The organism is Pseudomonas sp. KNUC1026 (assembly GCF_021650705.1).
Lineage (GTDB): Bacteria > Pseudomonadota > Gammaproteobacteria > Pseudomonadales > Pseudomonadaceae > Aquipseudomonas.
In genome coordinates this window covers 45,998-69,023 of sequence record NZ_CP087138.1, presented here as the reverse complement: position 1 = coordinate 69,023, position 23,026 = coordinate 45,998, and the positions used below count along the sequence as shown (strand labels likewise).

The following is a 23,026-nucleotide window of genomic DNA, read 5'->3' as shown; positions in this document are numbered from 1 at the left end:
GGGTGCCTTGCGCACCCCGTTGCCTGGGGATCAGAACTTGCCGGTCAGAGAAAGGGTGTAATTGCGTGGCTCGCCATAGAAGTTGGCGTAACCGCTTTCGCCCACTGTCGAGTAGTAGGTCTTGTCGAAGACGTTCTCGTAATTGAGCGCGGCCGACCAGTGCTTGTCGATCTGATAGTTGGCAAAGGCACTCCAGATCGCGTAGCCGGACTGATTGAATTTGTAATCGACAGTGTCTCCCGCCGAGTTGACGACTTCGCCCGACACATAGCTGGTGGTCTGCGCCACCACGCCGGCGCCTACCCTGAGTTTTGCCCACGCGCCAGGCATCTGGTAACTGGCAAAGAGTTTGGCCAGGTGCTTGGGTGTCAGCGAGCTGTAGGCCACGGCGTTGCGCGTGGCCATGTGGTTGTAGGTGTAGCCGAAGGTTGCCTGAAGCCTTGGCAGGACTTCACCACTGACCTCGAAGTCGATGCCTTTGCTGACGGCCTCGCCATTGGGAAGCCAGCAGCAGGAGGCACCATCGTTCGGGTTGGAGCTGGTTAGGCCGCCATCTCTGACGGCTTGCCCTTCACGTTTGGTGTAATAGACCGTCAGATAGGTATTGAGCTTGCCGTCCAGCAGCTCACCCTTCAGGCCCACTTCGTAGTTCCGCCCGGTGATCGGGTCCAGCGAAGAGGTACCCGGCACTGGGCCCTTGAGGCGGTCCGCTTGTGATTTGTAGATTTCGCTGACGCTGGTGTAGGCGGTCCATTCGGGCGTCAGGTCGTAGGTCAGGCCGGCGTAGGGCACGAAGACGTTGCGATCTTCGTAGGTGGTAGGGTCGCCCACTCCAGCGGGGTCCAGCTCCAGATAGCTGTAGTTGTAATTGGTCAAGCTGCCGCCCAGGATCAGGTGCAGTGGCTCGGCCAGTTGCAGGCGCAGGGAACCATAGGCGCCGTCCGAGCGCCGGTAGGTGTGCCCGGTACTCGACAGGGTCTCGGAACCCCTGAGGCTCGGGTAGTCACGGGGGTTGAACAGGAAGATGTTGGGTACAACTACATCGCCGCTGGCCGACTCGTAGCCTGGCACCACAACCTTGTAGTCGTGCCACATCCAGCCCGCGATCACGTCGTGCCGTAGCCCGAACAAATCGAAACTGCCAGTGACGGTGGCATCGAAGGAGCGCTCTCTCGGCTCGTATTTCTGATAGCCCCAGCTTGCGCTCACGCCACTGCCGGTGGCCGGGTCAACGCTGCCATTGAAGTTGTAGAAATCCCTGACGACGTTCTGCTTGGTGTAAACGCCGTCGAGAGAGAACTTCCAGTCGTCGGCCAGTTGCTGCTCCAACCGCAGGAAATACGAGTCATCGGTGCGGGTGTAGCGGTCCTTGTAGCCGGCCAGGTAAGTGCTGCGCGGCAGTTTCAGGTCATCGCCGTTGCTGTAGCGCGGCAAGCCGTAGGCCTGGTCGCTGGAGTTGCTGCGGTCGTGGGTGATGCCGGCGAGCAAGGTGGTGGTGTCGGTCAGGTCGGCCTGCAACACCCCATAGAACAGATCGCGGTTGGAGCCGACGTAGTCCATGAAGGAATTCTGGCTCTGGCTGACCACCACCGCCCGCCCGCTCAGCTTGCCGTCGAAGGCCAGCGACCCGCTGGCGTCGATCTCGGTGCGGTAGTGGTCCCAGCGGCTCACGGAGTTGGTGATGCTGAGCTGGTTGTCGTAGGTCGGGCGCTTGCGCGCCAGGTTGATCGTGCCGCCAGGCTCGCCGTTGCCGGCGAACAGCCCGTCAGCGCCCCTGAGCAGCTCGATATGGTCGTAGATCGCCGTATCGACGTCCGGCCAGACCGAATCGCCGATGGCGGCACTGCCGTCGACACGGAAATTGGTGATCTCGAACCCGCGCGACAAATAGCGCGATGAGGTCATGCTGCCCTGGTACCGGGTGATGCCGGTGGTCTGCGTCAGCGCCTGGTCAAGGTTGGTGAGCTTCTGATCCTCGATGCGCTGGCGGCTGATCACGCTGACGGTCTGGGGAATTTCCTTGATCGACTGCGTCGTTTTGCCCATGGTCACCGCACCGGTGGTGTAGGAGCCGCTGCCTTCAGTTGTAACGCCCAGCCCTTGGCCGCTGACGCTGGTCACACCCAATTGCACAGCATCGCCCTGCGCCGCAGGCATTAACACCAGGGTATTGCCCTGCACCTGGTAGGTCAGTTGGGTGCCGGCAAGCAACTGTCGGAGGCCATCGGCCGGCTCAAGGCTGCCCGACACGGCGCTGGCACGCTTGCCTTCGAGCAGTTGTGGCGAATACAGCACCTCCATGCCGGTCTGCTGCCCGAATGCCTGCAATGCGCCCGCCAAGGGCTGGGCGGGAATGTTCAGCTTCACCACCTGCGCATGCACGGCAGGCGACAGCCCCAGCGCAGCCAGCATCACGACAGGCGAAGACATTGCCAGGCCTCGCCTGGCCAGGTGCGACAGCAGCAGGCGCGCCCCTTTTTCAGCAGCAGACATCGATAAACTCCCCAGTTTTTTAATAATGATTTGCGTTTACAGCTATTTTTAGTGCGGCGTAAAACGCAACCTGCCCGAAAACCGGAAATAAATTTGGCGGTTATCGGGCAGGCCTGCGCTAGAGCCGTTTCAGTGACGGAAAAACGTCAGGCAGGGTTGCTGCTTTGTTGCCTGGCCTGAGCGGCCAGTTGCGCTTTTTCTTCAGGCGACATGGCATCGAGCCGGAGCCGCAACTGCGCGACCTTCTCCAACTGGCCGGGCGCGCTCTCTTTTGCGCTGAGCGCCTGCGCCAGTGCCGCAACACTGGGGTGGTCGAACACGATGGCCGGCTGGGCCTCGCACTGCAGCAGCTTGCGAATACCCGCCACCAGCTTGATCACCAGCAGCGAATGGCCGCCGGCGGCGAAGAAGTCCTGCTCCACGTTCAGCCGCTCAAGGCCCAGCAGCTTGGCCATGCGATCGGCCAGCAGGGTTTCCAGCGCAGTGCGTGGCGCGACGTATTCACCGGCATCACGCTGCAGCGCCGAGAGCAGCGCACGGCGGTCGACCTTGCCGTTGGCCAGGCGCGGCATGCTTGCCAGCACCTGCACATGCCCCGGCACCATGGCCGAGGGCAAGCGCGCCTGAAGCTCGCTCGCCAGCCTCTCGGCTTCCAGGCCCTGCCCTACCACAAAAGCCAGCAGCTCCAGCTCACCCGCTTGCACCGGCTCAGCCACTACCACCGCTTCGCTCACCCCCGCCAGCGCCAGCAATTGCTGTTCGATTTCGGCCAGTTCGATGCGATAGCCGCGCACCTTGACCTGCTGGTCGCGGCGGCCGGCCAGCTGGATGCCGCCTTCAGGGCGGTAACGCGCCAGGTCGCCGGTGCGGTACAGGCGCTGGCCAGCGTTGAACGGGTCGGCGATGAACGCGTGGTCAGCCTCGGCATTGAGGTAGCCGCGGCACAGCTGCTGGCCGCCGATGTACAGCTCACCCAGTTCACCGGTGCCCACCAGCGCCTGCTGCGCGTCGAGCACGTAGATGCGGTTGCCGGCCAACACCTGCGTCAGGGGTGCACTGCTGCTGGCGCTATCCAGCGCATGCACCAGCACACCGACGGTTGTTTCGGTGGGGCCGTAGTGGTTGAACACCCGGGCGTGTGGGCGCAACGCACGAACCCGCTGCAGCAAGGGTGCCGAAGGTGCTTCGCCACCGAGCACCAACACCTGCGGCACGCAGGCCTGCTCGCCGTCGAGCAAGGCACTGAGGTGCGACGGCACGATCTTGAGGAAATCGATGCCGTGCGCCTGGATGAAGGCCGCGAAAGCCTGGGGATCCTGGAAGGTGGCATCGTCGGCGATGTGCAGCGCCGCGCCGTTGCCCAGCGCACCGAACAATGCCGTGTGGCCCAGATCTGCCGCCACCGTGGAGCCGAGCGCGAAGTGCCGAGGTTCGGCCAGGCTCAAGGCCTGGCTGGCAGCTTCCACATAGTTGGCCAGCTGTGCCTGCTCGATCAGCACGCCCTTGGGGGTGCCGGTGGAGCCGGAGGTGAACAGCACGTAGGCGATGTCGGTGAGCGCAGGCTCATGCGCTGCAGCCAGCGGCTCGGCGCCCAGCGCGCGATCCATGGGCTCGATGGCAATGCCCAGCTCGGCAAGGCCAGCGAAGGCTTCCTGATCGCCCAGCACCAGCGCAGGCCCGGCTTGTTCGAGGATCAAAGCCTGACGCGAGGCGGGCCATTGCGGGTCGAGCGCAAGGTAACCGGCTCCGGCATACCAGGCGCCGAGCATGGCCACCACCCAGTCAGTGGAACGTGGCAGTGCCAACGCCACCAGGCTGCCGGCGCGCACCTGCCTGTTGTGCAGATAACCCGCCACCCGCAATGCCTGTGCGTGCAGCTCGGCATAGGTGAGGCGTTTCTGGCCATCATCCAGGGCCAGGGCATCGGGTGTACGCGCCGCCCAACCGGCAATGCGCGCAGGCAGTGCGGTAGCGCCTGCCAATGCAGCCCCCTGCCCCTGCGCCAGATGCCGTTCGCGCTCGGCGCCGCTGAGCAGGCTCAGGGTCGAAAGCGGCTGATGCGCCTGCGAAACCAACTGGCCAAGCAGCGCTTGATATTGCTCCAGCAGGGCCTCGGCAGCCGCAGCACTGAAGGCGCTGGCGGCGTATTCCAGGCGCAGGTGCACGCCGCTGCCAAGGGTTACGCTCAGGTGCAGTTCCCCGGCGCGCTGCGGCGCGAGGCGCTGTGCGGCCCGCCAGCCGTGGCCCGGTTCGCTGGCCTGCGCGCGGCAGGCAAAGCTGTACGGGCTGGCGGGTGTATCGGCTGCGCAGTACTCCTGCCAGGTGCGATGTTCGTCCAGCGTCTGCCCAAGGCGCTGTGCCCAACCCGCGAAACTTTCAGCGGCCGGCAACGCCACCAGCAGCGGCAACTGCCGCTCGAACAGGCCGCAGGCGGTTTCGAAATAGTCGTAGTCTTCCCGCGCGTCGTGGCGCCAGCCGGCGAGGAACTGCTCGCTGCCGCTGAGCCGGCCCAGCAGCGCCCACCACGCGGCTTGCAGCAGCACCGGCAGCGGCTGGCCCAGTTGAGCCGCCAGCGCATCGAGGCCTTGATCGGCCAGCGAATGTTCCACCACAGCCGTTTCGCCATCGGTCGGCGCGCGGCGATAGGCCGGGTGTGGCGCCAGCAACTCGCCAGCGGCAGGCTTGAGATGGGCCTGCCAATAGGCTTTGCCTTGCGGCGCGTCCTCGTCGAGCACCACCTCGGCGCGCCATTCCAGGTATTGGCTGAACTGCGCCGCCTCCTCGTCAGGCTCGGCTTCATTGGCCCAGGCTTCAGGCAGCGCTGCTTGCAGGATCGCCAGCGAAGCGGGGTCGATCAGGCTGCTGGCGACCGCCAGATACACCCGCCATTGCCCCGCCGCCACCGGCCAGGCCGCTGCGCGTACCAGCGGCGCGCCCTGGGCTTCGAATGGCTGGGCCAGCCAGCTTTGCAGCGAACCTTGCGGCCCGCTTTCCAACATTACGGCCCTGGAGCCTGGCTCGATGAACTGGCGAACACCCCGGTAGCCCACAGCGCTGCCGAAACGGCTGCCCAGCACCTGATGGCCGGCCAGCAAGCGCCCAAGCGCCGCCTCCAGGCGTTCGATACTCAACTCGCCTTCAACCTCGAAGGCCAGCGCATGAGCGGCATCCGCCCAGCTCGGCGCTTCCGGCAGGCGCTGCAACAGCGCCTGTTGTTCAGGGCTCAACGGCAGCCCTGCGTCCATGGTGTGCACAGGTGTGCTGCTCATGCGTCGATACCTTCCTTATGCGTGCGGCCGCCAGCGTGCTGGCCGGGGCGCTGGCCCTCGGGCAGGTCGGCGCGTTCGTACATGTCGCCCATGGCCACCACGATCTTGCGCGGGCCCTCGAAGGGGTCGCGGGCGTGGGCCACCAGCATGTTGTCCAGCAGGATCACGTCGCCCTTCTGCCAGTCGAAACGCACGGCGCAGGCTTCGTAGAGGTCACCGATCAGTTGCATGTCGGCATCGCTGATCGGGCTGCCGTCGCCGAAGTACACGTGGCGCGGCATGCGCTCGGGGCCGAACATCGCCAGCATGTCCTCGCCCACCTCGGGCTCCAGCCAGTAAGTGTGGTGCAACTGCACCTGGTTGAAGAACGACCGATCACCCGTGACCGGGTGGGTGATGATCGCCGGGCACCAGGTGCGGATCTGCAGCTCGTCGTTGTCCAGCCATTCCCAGTCGATGCCGCTCTCGCTGCAGCGGGCTTCGACCACGGCGCGGTCTTCGGTCTTGAAGAAATGCTGCCACGGCACGTCGAGCTGGCCGGCGAAGGTGCGCACGTAAAGCAGGCCCTTTTCCTCCAGCACCTGGCGCAGCCCTTCGGGCAGGCGCTGGAACATCAGCCGGCAGTCGACCACCGGCGTTGCGCCGCCCACAGGCGACGGCAGCTCGCAATAGAACATCTGCTTGCGCGGCCAGCGGTCCTGGTGCGAGCTCTCGTTGTGGAACAGGATCATCTTCTGCTCGGGGTACGGCGTAGAGCGGTAGGTGTTCTTGCCGCCCTCTTTCTTCGGCAGGTCGCCGTACTGGCCGTACAGGCCCGGCTGCACGGCTTCGGCGAAGGCTTCGAAGTCGTGAATGCCGGTGAGCGCAAAGCCGCGGAACAGAATGCCGGCGTGCTCGCCCAGCTTCTGCTCGACCAGCGGCCGGTTGGCTTTGATCCATTCGATGATGTCCAGGCTGGCGTCCTGCGGCTCCATCAGCAGCGGGAAGGCCTGTTCCGGCACCAGCAACGACTCACGGATGGGCGCCACGGCTGGCTTGGCCAGGCCGGGGGCTTTTTTCAAGAACTTGCCGAGTTTGTCGGCTTTTTTGCCGACGGGCGCGGCATCTGCCGGGTTGGCGGCGAGCGATGCAGGCATGGTGATTTCTCCCAGTGTCATACCTTGATCCGCAGAAACCTGCTCGAGGATTCCTGTCCAGGCGCTCACAAAGCGGTCGATGCTTTCTTGTTTGAATAGATCGGTGGCGTAAACCCAATTGCCGTGCAATTGGCCGCCTTGCTCTGTAACGAACAAGGCCATGTCAAATTTGGAATGCTCCTGCGCTACCGGCACCTGTTCCACGCGAATGCCGGCCAGCCCCCCGGCCTGCGGCGGCAGGTTGTCCATCACGAACAGCACCTGCAGCAGCGGGTTCATGCCGGGGTGGCGGGCCACGCCGCTGGCGTCGACGATCATGTCCAGCGGCAGGTCCTGGTGCTCGAAGGCGCCCAGGGTGTTCTGCTTGGCCGCCGCCAGGCAATCGGCGAAACGCGCGCCCTCGGCGAAGCGCGAACGCAGAGGCAGCACGTTGACGAAGAAGCCGATCAGCCCCTCCAACTCCGGCTGATGGCGCCCGGCGATGTCGGCGCCCACCACAACGTCATCGCTGCCGGCCAGGCGGTGCAGCAGGCACTGGAAGGCGGTGAGCAAGGTGATGTACGGCGTCACGCCGTGCTGGCGCGACAGCTCCAGCACGCGGGCGCTGAGCTCGGCTGGCAGGCTGAAGCTCACGCTGGCGCCGTCCTGGCTGGCGCGCGCCGGCCGTGGATGGTCGGTGGCCAGGGCCAGCTGGCCGCTGTAGCCGGCGAGGTTCTGCTGCCAGTAACCGGCCTGGGCCTTGAGGATGCCGCGATCTTCCAGCGCCTGTTGCCAGTCGGCGTAGTCGCTGTACTGGATCGGCAACGGCGCCAGGTTTGGCTGCTTGCCTTCGATCAACCGCCCGTAGCAACGGGTCAGCTCATCGACCAGCACGCCCATCGACCAACCGTCGGAGAGGATGTGGTGCATGGAAAACAGCAGCACATGCTCGTTGGCGGCCAGGCGCAGGATGCGCGCACGCCACAGTGGTGCGCTGTCCAGGCTGATCGGCAGGCTGGCGTTGGCCAGCGCCGCCTCGGCGACCTCATGCTCTTGCTGCGCCGGCGGCAGGCCGCTCAGGTCGAGCAACGGCAATTGCACGTCGATGCTCGCCTGAATCAGCGCAATCGGGTCGCCTTCATCGTCCATCGGGTAAGCGGTGCGCAGCACTTCGTGGCGCTGCACCACCTCGGCAAGGCTTGCACGCAGCACGTCCACCTGCAGCGCGCCGTGCAGGCGCAGGGCCAGCGGCATGCCGTAGGCGGCGCTGCCGCCGGCCAGTTGCTCGACGATCCACAGGCGCCGCTGGGCCAGCGAAAGCGAGGCCTGGCCGTGGTGTTCACGGGCCTGCAGGGCCGGGTACTCCAGCGTTTCGGCGCGGTGGCCGGCCAGGTGTGCCGCCAGCTCGCCCAGCACCGGCCAGGTGAACAGGTCACGCAGCGCCGGTGCGGTGGCCAGGCGTTGGCGCGCCTTGGACACAACCTGGGTCGCCAGCAACGAATGCCCGCCCAGCTCGAAGAAGTTGTCGCCCAGGCCTACACGCTCGGCGCCGAGCACTTCTTCCCAGATCGCCGCCAGGCCGCATTCCAGCTCGGTCTGCGGTGCCAGGTAGGCGCCTTGGGCCAGTGCCGACTCCGGCGCCGGCAACGCCTTGCGGTCCAGCTTGCCGTTGGCGGTCAGCGGCAGCTGCTCGAGGAACAGCAGGTGTGCCGGCACCATGTAATCCGGCAGGTCTGCTTTGAGCGCGGCCTTGAGCGCTTCACGCTGCTCGCCCTGCTCCAGCGCATCGGCCTCGTACTGTTGCGGCACGATGTACGCCACCAGTTGCTGGCTGCCGAGGATCTCCGGCGCCAGCACCACCGCTTCGCGCACGCTGGCCTGTGCCAGCAGCCTGGCCTCGATTTCGCCCAGCTCGATGCGGAAGCCGCGGATCTTCACCTGGTGGTCGATGCGGCCGATGTACTCGATCACCCCATCGGCGCGGTAGCGCGCCAGGTCGCCGGTGCGGTACAGGCGCCCACCTGCCTCGCCGAACGGGTCGGGGATGAAGCGGGTGGCGGAGAGGTCGCCACGGTTCAGGTAACCCCGTGCCAGGCCCGCACGGCCCACGTACAGCTCGCCGGTGCAGCCGCGCGGCACCGGGTTGAGGTCGGCGTCGAGCAGGTACCAGGAAAGGTCCGGGATCGGTTCGCCGATGGGGCTGGCGGCGCCTTGAGTGAGGTCGGCCAGGGTGAGCGGCCGGTAGGTCACGTGCACCGTGGTTTCGGTGATGCCGTACATGTTGATCAGTTGCGGCGTGGTGTCGCCGAAGCGCTCGAACCAAGGGCGCAGGTTTTCCACTTCCAGCGCTTCGCCGCCGAACACCACGTAACGCAGGGCAGTGCCTCGTGGATCCTGAACCGCCACATGCATCAGCTGGCGGAACGCCGAAGGTGTCTGGTTCAGCACCGTCACGCCTTCGTCGCACAGCAGCTGGTGGAAGTCCTCCGGCGAGCGGCTGACCAGGTACGGCACGATCACCAGCCGGCCGCCGAACATCAGCGCACCGAAGATTTCCCACACAGAGAAGTCGAAGGCGTAGGAGTGGAACAGGGTCCATACGTCTTTCTCGGTAAAGCCGAACCACTGCTCGGTGGCATCGAACAGGCGCATCACGTTCTGGTGCGGCAGCAAGGTGCCCTTGGGCATCCCGGTGGAGCCAGAGGTGTAGATGATGTAGGCCAGGTTCGCAGGATCGACGGCAACATTCGGGTTTTCGGTGCTATAGGCCGACCGATCAGCGCCCAGCAGCAAGCTCTGGCCGTCGAAGGCCGGCAACTTGCCCTGCACCGCTTCCTGCACCAGCAGCAGGGCGATGCCGCTGTCCTGCATCATGTAGGCCAGGCGGTCCTGCGGGTATTCAGGGTCCAGCGGCACGTAGGCACCGCCGGCCTTGAGGATCGCCAGCAGGCCGACGACCATCTCCAGCGACCGGCCGGTGGCCAGGCCAACACGGGCCTCGGGGCGCACGCCGGCTTCGATCAGGTGGTGAGCGAGCTGGTTGGCCTGGGCGTTCAAATCGCCGTAGCTCAGATGCTCGCCATCGAGGGTTGCAGCGATGGCTTCGGGGTTGAGCATCGCCTGCTCGGTGATGCGCTGATGAATGCACCGAGTGACGCCAAACGCCTCGGGCTGCGGGTTCCAGTCGTTGAAGGTGGCCTGCTGCTCGACGCCCGACAGCATCGGCAACTCACCGACCGCACACTCAGGCCTGGCGACCATCGCCTCCAGCAGCTGCACCAGGTGAGCCCCCAACTGCTCGATCAGCGCGTTGTGATAACTGGCCTTGGCATAGCTGAACTCCAGCACCAGTTGCTGGCCCAGGTTCACGATCAGTGTCAGCGGGTAGTTGGTTTGCTCGCTGCTCTGCACTTGCCCGAATGCCAGCCCTGCCGGCGCACCCTGCTCCAGCGCCTCGGCCACCGGGTAGTTTTCGAACACCAGCAAGGTGTCGAACAACGCTTCGCCGGCACGGCCCGCCCAGCGCTGCACATCGAACAGCGGCGAATGCTCATGCTCGCGCAACGCCAGGTTCTGGGCCTGCAACTCATCCAGAAACGCAGCCAGTGGCTGCTCGGGCAACGGCGCGCCCACCACGGCCAGGGTGTTGATGAACAGCCCGATCTGCTGCTCGATCCCGGCCAGTTCCGTGGGGCGGCCGGAGACGGTCGCGCCGAAGGCCACACAGGCCTGCCCGGTGTAACGCTGCAGCAACAGCAGCCAGCCTGCTCGCACCAGGGTGTTGACGGTCACTTTGCGGGTGCGCGCGAATTCGGCCAGGCGCGCGGTCGAGCCCGTGTTCAGGCTGTGTGCCTGCTTGCCGTAACCGTGCTCGCCGGTCGGCCCGCTGGCCACTGCCCGTTCGAGCAAGGCCGGCTCGTTCAGCCCCTTCAGTGCCTCGGCCCAGAAGGCCTGGTCGGCCTGGGCGTCCTGCCGTTGCAGCCAGGCGATGTAATCGCGGTAGCGGCCGGCGCTGGCGGCGGGGGTGTGGCCGTTGTAGCGCTCCAGCACCTCGCCCAGCAGCTGCGAGTTGCTCCAGCCGTCCATGAGGATGTGGTGGCTGGTGTAGATCAGGTGATGGCTATCCGGGCCGGTCGGCACCAGGCGCAGGCGAATCAGCGACGGCTGCTCAAGATCGAAGCCACGGCGCAATTCGGCGTCGGCCAGCGCCTGGCACTCAGCCTGCTGCACGGCGAAGTCGACCGTCACGTTGCGGTACACCACCTGCAACGGCTGCGGCTGGTCGGCGCTGGCCAGGAAGGCGGTGCGCAGGATGTCGTGGGCATCGACCACGCCTTGCCAGGCAGCGCGGAACCGTTCCACGTCCAGGCCTGCCACGTCGAGGCGCATCTGGTTGACGTAGTCGCCTGAGCCCTGCCCGAGCAGCGTGTGAAACAGCATGCCCTGCTGCATCGGCGACAGTGGATAGAGGTCGTCGACCTCGCGCGCGGCAGGCAGGCGATCCAGCTGAGCCTGGGTGATCTGCGCCAGCGGGAAGTCCGACGGCGTTACACCGCCCGCCTCGGCCGCGCAGCAGTGCTCGACCAGCGCCTGTAATTGCTGGGCGTAATCGGCTGCCAGCCGTTGCACTGTGGCCTCGTCGAACATCTCGCGGCTAAAGCTCCAGCCCAGGCTCAGCTCGCCGTTGTAAACCTGGCCATTGATCGACAACCAGTTCTGCAACGGCGCCTGCTCGCACTGCTCGGCGCCGCTGTTTTCCGGGGCAGGCGCGAACAGCGCCTGGCCATCGTCGCTGGCAAAACTGCCGTCGAACTGGCCCAGGTAGTTGAAGGTGATGCGCGGTACGGGCAGCGCCGCCAGTGCTTGTTGAGCCTGTGCATCGCCCAGGTAGCGCAGTGCACCGAAGCCGATGCCTTTGGCCGGGATCGCGCGCAGGCTTTCCTTCACCTGCTTGATCGACTCGCCAAGGCTCGCCGAGGTGGCCAGGCGCACCGGGAATACGCTGGTGAACCAGCCTACGGTACGGGTGAGGTCAGCGTCGTCGAACAGCTCCTCGCGGCCGTGGCCTTCGAGTTCCAGCAACACGTCGGCCTGCCCGGTCCAGCGGCTGATGACTTGCGCAAGCGCGGTAAGCAGCAGGTCGTTGATCTGCGTGCGGTAGGCCGCCGGGGCCTGTTGCAGCAGTTTCCGGGTCAGCTCGCGCGGCAGGTGGGTGCTGGCCTGCCCCGCGTGGCTGGCTTGCAGGCCACCTTGAGCGTTATCCACCGGCAGATCCGCCGGGGCGCCCGCCAGCAGGGTTTTCCAGTAGCCCAGCTCCGCTTGCAGCGTGTCGCTTTGCGCATAGCCTTGCAGCTTCTGCGCCCAGGCCTGCACCGAGCTGGTCTTGGCCGGCAGCTTCAGCGGCTGCCCCTGTTGCAGCTGTTGATAAGCCCTTGGCAGGTCTTCGAGCAGCACGCGCCACGACACGCCATCGACCGCCAGGTGGTGGATGGCCAACAGCAAACGCTGGCTGCCGTCGGGCAGGTCGGCCAGCACGGCGCGCAGCAGCGGGCCCTGCTCCAGATTCAGGCTGCGCTGGGCCTGTTCGCACAATGCCTCCAGTGCATCGGTGCTTTCGACTGTGCGGTGCCACAGCACCTTGTGCTGCTGGCCGGCGCCGGCAAAGTGCGCCTGCCAGCCTTCGGCATGCTGGCTGAAAGTCAGGCGCAGCGCATCGTGATGCGTGATCAGAGCCTGCAGTGCCTGCTCCAACAGGGCCGGTTGCAGCGCGGCCGAGGTTTTCAGCAGCACCGACTGGTTCCAGTGATGGCGCTCGGGGATGTCACCGGCGAAGAACGCTTGCTGGATCGGCAGCAGCAGCGCCTGCCCGGTCACCGGGCCCTGGTCGATCAGCAGGCCCTGCTCGCCCACCTGTGCCACCGCCGCCAGCGCTTGTACCGTCTGGTGCTGGAAGAGGTCTTTGGGGGTAAAACGAATGCCGGCCTGGCGGGCGCGGCTGACCACCTGAATCGAGATGATCGAGTCGCCGCCCAGCTCGAAGAAGTTGTCAGCCAGGCCCACGCGCTCCAGCCGCAGCACGTCTTGCCAGATCGCGGCGATGCGCTGTTCGAGGTCACTGCGCGGCGCCAGGTAGTCGCCTTGCAACTGGCTGGCATCCGGCGCCGGCAGCGCCTTGCGGTCCAGCTTGCCGTTGGCGGTCAGCGGCAGCTGCTCGAGGAACAGCAGGTGCGCCGGCACCATGTAATCCGGTAAGTCTGCTTTGAGCGCGGCTTTGAGCGCTTCACGCTGCTCGCCCTGCTCCAGCGCATCGGCCTCGTACTGTTGCGGCACGATATACGCCACCAGCTGCTGGCTGCCGAGGATCTCCGGCGCCAGCACCACCGCTTCGCGCACGCTGGCCTGTGCCAGCAGCTTGGCCTCGATTTCGCCCAGCTCGATGCGGAAGCCGCGGATCTTCACCTGGTGGTCGATGCGGCCGATGTACTCGATCACCCCATCGGCGCGATAGCGCGCCAGGTCGCCGGTGCGGTACAGGCGGCCGCCCGCTTCACCGAACGGGTCCGGGATGAAGCGGGTCGCGGAGAGGTCGCCGCGGTTGAGGTAACCCCGTGCCAGGCCCGCACGGCCCACGTACAGCTCGCCGGTGCAGCCGCGCGGCACCGGGTTGAGGTCGGCGTCGAGCAGGTACCAGGAAAGGTCCGGGATCGGTTCGCCGATGGGGCTGGCGGCGCCTTGAGTGAGGTCGGCCAGGGTGATCGGCCGGTAGGTCACGTGCACCGTGGTTTCGGTGATGCCGTACATGTTGATCAGTTGCGGCTGTTGATCGCCGAAGCGCTCGAACCAGGGGCGCAGGTTTTCTACCTCCAGCGCTTCGCCGCCGAAGACGACGTAGCGCAGCGAGGTGTCTCTCTGCTTGTCTTGCGTAGCCACATGCATCAACTGGCGGAACGCCGAAGGTGTCTGGTTCAGCACCGTCACGCCTTCGTCGCACAGCAGCTGATGGAAGTCCTCCGGCGAGCGGCTCACCAGGTACGGCACGATCACCAGCCGGCCGCCGAACATCAGCGCCCCGAAGATCTCCCACACGGAGAAGTCGAAGGCGTAGGAGTGGAACAGGGTCCACACGTCGTTCTCGGTAAAGCCGAACCACTGCTCGGTGGCCTCGAACAGGCGCATCACGTTCTGGTGCGGCAGCAAGGTGCCCTTGGGCATCCCGGTGGAGCCAGAGGTGTAGATGATGTAGGCCAGGTTCGCAGGATCGACGGCAACATTCGGGTTTTCGGCGCCATAGGCCGACCGATCAGCGCCCAGCAGCAAGCTCTGGCCGTCGAAGGCCGGCAACTTGCCCTGCACCGCTTCCTGCACCAGCAGCAGGGCGATGCCGCTGTCCTGCATCATGTAGGCCAGGCGGTCCTGCGGGTATTCAGGGTCCAGCGGCACGTAGGCACCGCCGGCCTTGAGGATCGCCAGCAGGCCGACGACCATCTCCAGCGACCGGCCGGTGGCCAGGCCAACACGGGCCTCGGGGCGCACGCCGGCTTCGATCAGGTGGTGAGCGAGCTGGTTGGCCTGGGCGTTCAAATCGCCGTAGCTCAGATGCTCGCCATCGAGGGTTGCAGCGATGGCTTCGGGGTTGAGCATCGCCTGCTCGGTGATGCGCTGGTGAATGCACTGCGTGATCTCGAAGCTGGCCGGCTGCGGGTTCCAGGCGGCAAACGTGGCCCGAGTTTCCTCGACAGCCAGCATGCTCTGCGCGCTGAGCCGCCGCTGCGGCTCAGCCACCACCGCTTCGAGCAGTTGCAGCCAATGGCTGGCCAGGCGCTGTGCGGTGGTGGCATCGAACAGGTCCGTGGCATAGATCAGCGAGGCACTGAAGCCCTCCGGCGATTCGCCAACGTCCAGTGTCAGATCCAGCTGGGCAGTATGGGTATCACGCCCCAGGCCCCGAATGCTCAACCCGCCCAGGCTGTCGACCAGGCCTTGCTGATCCTCGGCGCGCAGGTAGTTGAACATCGCCTGGAACAACGGGTTGTGGCTCATGTTGCGCTCAGGCTGCAGCGCCTCGACCAATTGGTCGAACGGCAAATCCTGGTAGCGCTGGGCGTCCAGCGAGGCGTGTTTGACCTGCTTGAGCAAGGCGCTGAAGTTCGTGTTCGCGTCGAAGTCGGCTTTCAATACCTGCGTATTGACGAAGAAGCCGATCAGGCCCTCGGTTTCCAGGTGGTTGCGGTTGGCGATCGGTACACCGACGCGAATGTCCGCCTGGCCGCTGTAGCGGTGCAGCAGGGTCTGATAAGCGGCCAGCAGCACCATGAACGGCGTGGCGCCTTCGCGCTTGGCCAATGCCCGGATGCCTGCGCTCAACGCGGTCGTGATCTGAAGGTCGACACTGGCGCCACGGAAGCTCTGCGCCGCAGGCCGTGGGCGGTCCAGCGGCAGTTCCAGCACGGGCTGTTCGCCACCCAGTTGGGCCGTCCAGTAGGCCAGTTGGCGGTCGCGTTCGCCGTTGGCCATCCAGGTGCGCTGCCACAGTGCGTAGTCGGCGTACTGGATCGGCAGGGCCGGCAACTCGGCCGGTTGGCCTTGGGCGAAGCCTGCGTACAAGCGCACCAGTTCCTGCACCAGAATCGGAGTGGACCAGGCATCGGACACGATGTGGTGCAGGGTCAGGGTGAGTACATGTTCTTCGGCGCCCACTTTGAGCAGGCGAACACGCAGCAACGGGCCGTTTTCCAGATCGAACGGGCGAGCGACTTCGGCTTCGACGAAGGCGTTGATGCCTGCTTCGTCGTACTGCCCCTCTTCTGCGTGAATCGCCAGCGGCAAGCTGCTGTGGATAACTTGCAACGCCTCGCCTTCCTGTTGAGTGAAGGTGGTGCGCAGGCTTTCGTGGCGCTGGATCAGGGCGTTGAAGCTCTGTTGGAGGGCTTCTACATTCAATGGCCCCTTGAGCGTCATCGCCGCCGGGATGTTGTACGCCGCGCTGTGCGGGTCCAGCTGCCACAACACCCACTGCCGTTGCTGGGCGAACGACACCGGCAGCGGCCGGCTGCGGTCGGCCAGGGTGAAGGCCGGCACGTCACGGGCTTGTGTCGGGTCCAGCGCGGCGACGAAGCCGCCGAGTTGTGGATGTTCGAACAGCGTGCGCAATGCTGCCTCGATGCCGAGGCTGCGACGAATGCGCGACACGACCTGGGTCGCCAGCAGCGAATGGCCGCCGAGCTCGAAGAAGTGGTCGTTCAGGCCGACCTGTTCGGCTTTGAGTACCCCTTGCCAGATCTTCGCGACTGCCTGTTCCAGCTCGGTCACTGGCGCGATATAGACGGCTTGCGAGCTTGCCGCCTCCGGCGCCGGCAATGCGCGGCGGTCCAGTTTGCCGTTCGGAGTGACCGGCAGTTTGGCGAGGCACAGCATTTGTGCCGGGACCATGTAGTCCGGCAGGTGAGCTTTAAGCTCCGTTTTCAGCGTGTCGCGAAGCGCAGCTTGAGATGAGGCATCGTCATCGAAGGCCACCGGCACTATGTAGGCCACCAGTTGCAGGCCACCGACACCCTCTACCGCCAGCACCACGGCCTCCTTGACCGATTCCTGCTCCAGCAATCGTGCCTCGATCTCGCCCAGCTCGATCCGCAGGCCACGGATTTTCACCTGATGGTCGATCCGGCCCTGGTACTCGATGACGCCCGTTTCCCGATATTTGGCCAGGTCGCCCGTGCGGTACAGGCGGCTGCCCGGTACTTCGGCGTGCGGGTCCGGGATGAAGCGCTCCGCCGTCAGCGCCGGGCGGCGGTGGTAACCACGGGCCAGGCCGAGGCCGCCGAGCACCAGCTCGCCAGTCGCGCCTTGCGGTACCGGATTTAACGAAGCGTCGAGAATGTGGGTGTACAGGTTGGCGATCGGCTCACCGATGGGCACCGTATCCACGCCTTCATCGCGGCAGGTCCAGTGGGTCACGTCGATGGCCGCTTCGGTCGGGCCGTAAAGGTTGTAGAGGCCAGCACTCGGCAGGCGTGCAAACACCTGCTGCTGGGCATCGACCTGCAACGCTTCGCCTGAGCACATGATCTGCTTGAGGCTCACACACTGCTCCACACCCGGCTCATGAATGAACACCTGAAGCATCGAGGGCACGAAGTGCAGCGTGGTCACGCTGTGGCGCTGGATGGTTTCGATCAGCTTTTCCGGTTCGCGGTGTTCGCCCGGGGCGGCAATGGCCAGGCGAGCGCCGGTCATCAGTGGCCAGAAGAATTCCCACACCGAGACGTCGAAGCTGAACGGAGTCTTTTGCAGGACAGTGTCGCTTGCGTCCAATGGATAGGCTGATTGCATCCACGCCAGGCGGTTGTGCAAGGCGGTGTGGCGGTTGCCTGCACCCTTGGGCTTGCCGGTCGAACCCGAGGTGTAGATGACGTAGGCGAGGTTCTCTGGCTCAACGTGAACAGCCGGGTTTTCAGAAGAGAAATGACTGAAATCGGACTCCAGCAGCAGAGTCCGGCCTGCAAACGCCGGCAAGCCTGGCAGCAGGTGTTCCTGGGTCAGCAGCAGATCGATGCCACTGTCCTCGAACATGTAGCTCAACCGGTCCTGCGGATACTCAGGATCGAGCGGCACATAAGCACCGCCTGCCTTGAGAATCGCCATCAGGCCAATGATCATCTCCAGCGAACGCTCGGCCGAGATGCCGACGATCACTTCCGGCCCCACGCCCAGCTCGATCAACTGATGCGCGAGCTGGTTGGCCCGCTGATTCACCTGTGCATAAGTCAGCGAGGCATCGCCAAACAACAAAGCCGTATGTTGCGGCTGAGCGAGTACTTGCCGCTCGAAAAGCACATGCACCGGCTGCTCATCGGCCCAGGTGTGCTGCGTGCCGTTCCACCCCCGCAACGTCCGCTCGGCCTCGTCAGCCGCCAGCATCGGCAGTTCATGGATCAACTGCGCGGGATGCGCCACCGCTGCCGCCAGCAGGTTCATCCAGTGGCGTGCCAGTTGTTGCACGGTCTGCTCGTCGAACAGGTCGGTGGCATAGGCCAGGGATACGCCGAACGTTTCCCGCCGCTCGTCGACACTCATCGCCAGGTCGATCTGGGTGGTGTGGCTGTCCCAGGCGAGCGCCTCTATGCCAATGCCGTCCAGGGTGCTGAATACGTCTTGCGGACCTTCGTCGCGCAGGTAGTTGAACATCACCTGGAACAGCGGGTTGTGGCTCATGTTGCGTTCAGGTTGCAGCGCCTCGACCAGTTGGTCGAAGGGCAGGTCCTGGTAACGCTGCGCCGCAAGCGATGCCTGCCTGGCCTGCTGCAGTAGCGCACTGAAGCTTGCCGGCGCATCGAAGGTCGCCTTGAGCACCTGCGTATTGACGAAGAAGCCGATCAGGCCTTCGGTTTCCAGGTGGTTGCGGTTGGCGATCGGTACCCCGACGCGAATGTCGGGCTGGCCGCTGTAGCGGTGCAGCAGCGCCTGGTAGGCCGCCAGCAGCACCATGAAGGGTGTGGCGCCTTCACGTTTGGCCAAGGCCTTGATGCCCTCGCTCAAACCCGCCGGAATCTCGATTTCGATACTGGCTCCGCGCAGGCTTTGCACCGCAGGGCGCGGGCGGTCCAGCGGCAGCTCCAGCACCGGTTGCTCGCCACCCAACTGCGCCGTCCAGTAGGCCAACTGGCGGTCGCGCTCGCCTTTTTCCATCCAGGTGCGTTGCCACTGGGCGTAGTCGGCGTACTGGATCGGCAACGCGGGCAACTCGGCCGGCTGGCCTTGGGCGAACCCTGCATACAAACGCACCAGCTCTTGCACCAGAATCGGCGTGGACCAGCCGTCGGAAACGATGTGGTGCAAGGTGAGCGTCAGCACATGCTCATCGGCGCCCATGCGCACGAGGCGAACGCGCAGCAGCGGGCCGGTTTCCAGATCGAACGGGCGAGCGACTTCCGCTTCGACCAGGGCTTTGATGCCGGCCGCGCTCGATGGGCCTTCTTCGACGGCCAACACCAGCGGCAGGCTGGCGTGAATCACTTGCAGCGCCTCGCCGTCGTGCTGGGCGAAGGTGGTGCGCAGGGTTTCGTGGCGCTGGATCAGCGCATTGAACGCCTGCTCGAGCGCGGCGGTGTCGAGCGCCCCTTTGAGCGTCATCGCCGCCGGAATGTTGTACGCCGCGCTCTGCGGCTCCAGCTGCCAGAGAATCCACTGGCGTTGCTGAGCAAAAGACAGCGGCAGCGGCTGGCTGCGGTCGGCCAGGGTGAAGGCCGGCACGTCGCGCCCCTGAGCCGGGGCCAGCGCGGCGACGAAGGCGCCCAGTTGCGGGTGCTCGAACAGCGTGCGCAGGCTGGCCTCCAGGTTCAGGCCACGGCGGATGCGCGAAATCACCTGAGTGGCCAGCAGCGAATGGCCACCCAGCTCGAAGAAGTGATCGCTGAGGCCGACCTGTTCGACGTTCAGCAGGGTTTGCCAGATGCCGGCGACGGCCTGTTCAAGGGCAGTGACGGGCGCAATATAAGCGTCTTGCTGGGCGGCCAGGTCGGGTGCCGGCAGGGCCTTGCGGTCGAGCTTGCCGTTGGGGCTGAGCGGCAGGCGTTCCAGCACCAGCCAGTGGGCGGGGACCATGTAGTCCGGGAGGCTGGCTTTGAGGTCTGCGCGCAGGGTATCGCGCAGTTCGGCCTCGTCGCAGGGGGCGTTGGGCACCACGTAGGCCACCAGTTGCAGGCCATTGGCGGATTCGCGGGCCAGCACGATGGCCTCGCCCACGCGGCTGTCGGCCAGCAGTTTGGCTTCGATTTCGCCCAGTTCGATGCGGAAGCCGCGGATTTTCACCTGGTGGTCGATGCGGCCGACGTATTCAATGGTGCCGCTGGCGTTCGCGCGGGCCAGGTCGCCGGTGCGGTACAACCGCTGGCCTGATCCTTCGAACGGGTCGGGCACGAAGCGCTCGGCCGTCAAAGCAGCGCGGCCGAAATAACCGCGGGCCAGCAGCTCGCCACCGATGAGAATTTCGCCGGCTACGCCTTGGGGTGTGGGCTGCAAAGCCTGATCGAGCAGGTAGATCGAGCGGCCACCCAGCACATCACCGATGGGCATCATCGCGGGGATGGGTTTGTTGCCGTTTACATAATCAGAGCAGTCCAGCGCGGTGACTGTCACCGTCGCTTCGGTCGGGCCGTAGGTGTTGAGCAAGGTCACGTGCTCAAGCCCCGCCTGCTTCCACACCGCGATGCCTTCCGGCGGCATCGCTTCACCGCCGGCATGCACCTGGCGCAGCAGGCCGTAATCACGCGGGCCGTGCTGGGCGAAGTCCTTGGTGATCAGGTACCAGTAGGCTGTGGTCAGGTCGACAGTGGTAATGCGGTCATCGATCAAGTGGCGATAGAAAGTCTCGCTGTCCCAGATATCAGGGCCACGAATCACCACGCTCGCACCGCACACCAACGCCGGATAGAGCTGCTCGACGAAGCCGTCGAAGTTGAAGGTGGAGAACTGCAACACGCGGTCGCTGCCGCCGAGGTTGAAGAAGTCGAGCGAAACGTAAGCGTGGCGAGTCAGCGACAGGTGGTTGATGCCCACGCCTTTGGGCCGGCCGGTGGAGCCGGAGGTGAACATCACGTAGGCGAGGTTTTGCGGGGCTACGGGCACATCGGGATTGCTGACGGGCAGGTCAGCCGCCAGCGGCGCGTCCAGCAACAGCACCGGCAGCCCTGAAGGAATCGGCAACTGCGCCTGCAACCCGCTCTGGGTCAGCAACAGCGCAATGCGGCTGTCTTCGATCATGCAGTACAGCCGGTCCTGCGGATACTGCGGATCCAACGGCACATAGCCGCCTCCAGCCTTTAGCACCGCCAGGATGCCCACCACCATCTCCAGCGACCGCTCCACCGCAATGCCGACCAGCACTTCCGGGCCAACGCCCTGGGCAATCAACTGATGCGCCAGGCGGTTGGCCTGAGTGTTGAGCTCGGCGTAGCTGAGCGCCCGATCCTCGAAGATCAGTGCCGTAGCCTCAGGCTGAACCCGCACCTGCGCTTCGAACAACGCATGCACCGGCTGCGCGCTCGGGTACTCGAGGCCATTACGGTTCCACGCCGTGAGCGCCGCCCGCTGCTCCTGATCATCGAGCAGCCCGAGGGTGTCGACCCGCTCGCCCGGCGCCTCGATGATCGCTTCCAGCAGGTTCTGCCAATGCCGCGCCATGCGCTGCGCGGTCGGGGCATCGAACAGGTCGCTGGCGTAGTTCCAGGCCAGCGAGAAGCCCTTGTCGCTGTCGATCACATCCAGGCTCAGGTCGAACTGCGCCGAGTGGCTGTCCCACTGCATGCCCTCGATCTGCAAACCGCCGATCACCTGCGCGCTGGCGCCGGCGCCGCTGTCGCGCTGGTAGTTGAACATCACCTGGAACAGCGGATTGTGGCTGAGCGAACGCTCCGGGTGCAGCGCCTCGACCAACTGGTCGAAGGGCAGGTCCTGATAGGTTTGCGCCTCGACCGCCGCATGCTTGACCTGTTCCAGCAGCTGAGCGAACGAAAGGCCCGCACTGAACTGGGCACGCATGATCTGCGTGTTGACGAAAAAGCCGATGAGCGCTTCGGTTTCCACGCGGTTGCGGTTGGCCACCGGCACGCCGACGCGGATGTCCGGCCGGCCGCTGTAGCGGTGCAACCAGGCCTGGAATGCGGCCAGCAGCAGCACATAGGGCGTCACGCCGGCGGCCAGCGCGCACTGCTTGATGCGTTGGCTGAAGGCCTCGCCCAAGGTGAATTCGAGCGTCGCGCCTTCGGCGCCTTGAATGGCCTTGCGCGGGCGGTCGGTGGGCAGTTCGAGCACCGGGTGCTCGGTGCCCAGTTGCTGCGTCCAGTAAGCGAGCTGCCGTTGGCACTCGCCCGCTTCCATCCAGCTGCGCTGCCAGAGGGCGTAGTCGCTGTAATCGATGCACAGCGCGGGCAACGCCGCGTCCTGGCCTGCCAGGCTGGCCTGGTAGAAGCGCGTCAGGTCTTTGACCAGAACCGGCATCGACCAGCCGTCGGCGACGATGTGGTGCACGGTCATCACCAGCACGTGCTCGTCGGCGCCCGTGGCGACCAGGCACACCCGCAGCAGCGGGCCCTGCTCCAGGTCGAACGGGGCGTGGATTTCACGCTCGATGAAGCCCTTCACCCAGGCATCGACCGCTTCACCCTCCGGCACGCTGACACGCCGCAGCGGCAGCTCGGCGCTGGGCTCGACCCACTGGCAGGGCTGCCCTTGGCGCTCGATGAAGCGCGTGCGCAGGGATGCGTGGCGCTCGATCAGCCGCTCGAAGGCGAACTGCAACGCCGCCGTGTCCAGCGCGCCCTTCAGGCGCAGTGCCGAAGGGATGTTGTACGCCGAGCTCTCGGGCTCGAACTTCCACAGAAACCACAGCCGCTGCTGCGCGTACGACAGCGGCAGATCACCCTCATGCCCTTCCACGCGCGGGATGGGCAGTTGCGCAAGGCTCATGCCCTTGCTTTGAAGCTTTTCCAGAAACGCGCGGCGTTGAGCCAGCGGCAGGCGAATGAATCGCTGAACCAGAGCGAGTTGATCACTGTTGCGCATCAGAGGGTCTCCAGCTCAGAAAGAAAGTCGCTCAACTCGTCGAAGTCGCTTTCTGCAGCCTGTTTTAAATACGGGGTCATCAATTCGAGGTAATGGCCGAGCGAGGTGGCCTGGAACAGCGCGCTCAACGGCACGTCGGCGCCGAATTCCGCCTGCAGGCGGGAGGTCACCTGGGTCGCCAGCAGCGAGTGCCCGCCCAGCTCGAAGAAGTGGTCGCCCAGGCCGACGCGCTCGAGCTTGAGCACCTCCTGCCAGATCTGCGCGACGCGTTTTTCCGTGTCGGTTTGCGGTGCCTGGTAGGCATGGGCCGACGCCAGCCGGGTGGGCGCCGGCAGCGCGCGGCGGTCGAGCTTGCCGTTGGGGGTGTGCGGCAGGCTCTGCAAGGCAGTGAAGCCGCTGGGCAGCATGTACTCGGGCAGCGCCTCGGCCAACTGCGCGCGCAACTGCCTGAAGACCTTGGCCTGGGCCTGCTCGGGCTGCTGGAGCAGTGAAGCATCGGCCGGCACCAGGTAGGCGAACAGCGCCTTGCCGGCCGGGCCGTCGTGGGCGACCACGGCCGCTTCGCTGACCGGCGCCAACTGTTGGTAAACA

4 protein-coding genes are annotated in these 23,026 nt (G+C 65.4%); all 4 read right to left on the bottom strand.

Annotation, left to right across the window (positions count from 1 at the left end; translation table 11 throughout):
* Positions 1 to 30 precede the first annotated feature (30 nt).
* On the bottom strand, positions 31 to 2,493 hold the full coding sequence (locus tag LN139_RS00110) for a TonB-dependent siderophore receptor (protein ID WP_236357775.1): 2,463 nt from the start codon (positions 2,491 to 2,493) through the stop codon (positions 31 to 33).
* Between the two features lie 146 nt (positions 2,494 to 2,639).
* Positions 2,640 to 5,762: a non-ribosomal peptide synthetase gene (locus LN139_RS00105; RefSeq protein ID WP_236357773.1), complete on the bottom strand. Its 3,123-nt coding sequence runs from the start codon at positions 5,760 to 5,762 to the stop codon at positions 2,640 to 2,642.
* A complete protein-coding gene (locus tag LN139_RS00100) occupies positions 5,759 to 22,435 on the bottom strand; it encodes a non-ribosomal peptide synthase/polyketide synthase (RefSeq protein WP_236357771.1) in 16,677 nt (5,558 codons plus the stop codon). Before LN139_RS00100 ends, LN139_RS00105 begins: the two co-directional genes overlap by 4 nt.
* Positions 22,435 to 22,989 carry a phosphopantetheine-binding protein gene (locus tag LN139_RS25270; protein WP_442964404.1) on the bottom strand — a complete coding sequence of 185 codons (555 nt, stop codon included), beginning with the start codon at positions 22,987 to 22,989 and terminating at the stop codon, positions 22,435 to 22,437. Before LN139_RS25270 ends, LN139_RS00100 begins: the two co-directional genes overlap by 1 nt.
* Positions 22,990 to 23,026 lie beyond the last annotated feature (37 nt).

Excerpts from the sequence above, each read along its gene's own strand:
- LN139_RS00110 (WP_236357775.1), bottom strand. The coding sequence starts at position 2,493 with ATGTCTGCTGCTGAAAAAGGGGCGCGCCTGCTGCTGTCGCACCTGGCC.
- LN139_RS00105 (WP_236357773.1), bottom strand. The coding sequence starts at position 5,762 with ATGAGCAGCACACCTGTGCACACCATGGACGCAGGGCTGCCGTTGAGC.
- LN139_RS00100 (WP_236357771.1), bottom strand. The coding sequence starts at position 22,435 with ATGCGCAACAGTGATCAACTCGCTCTGGTTCAGCGATTCATTCGCCTG.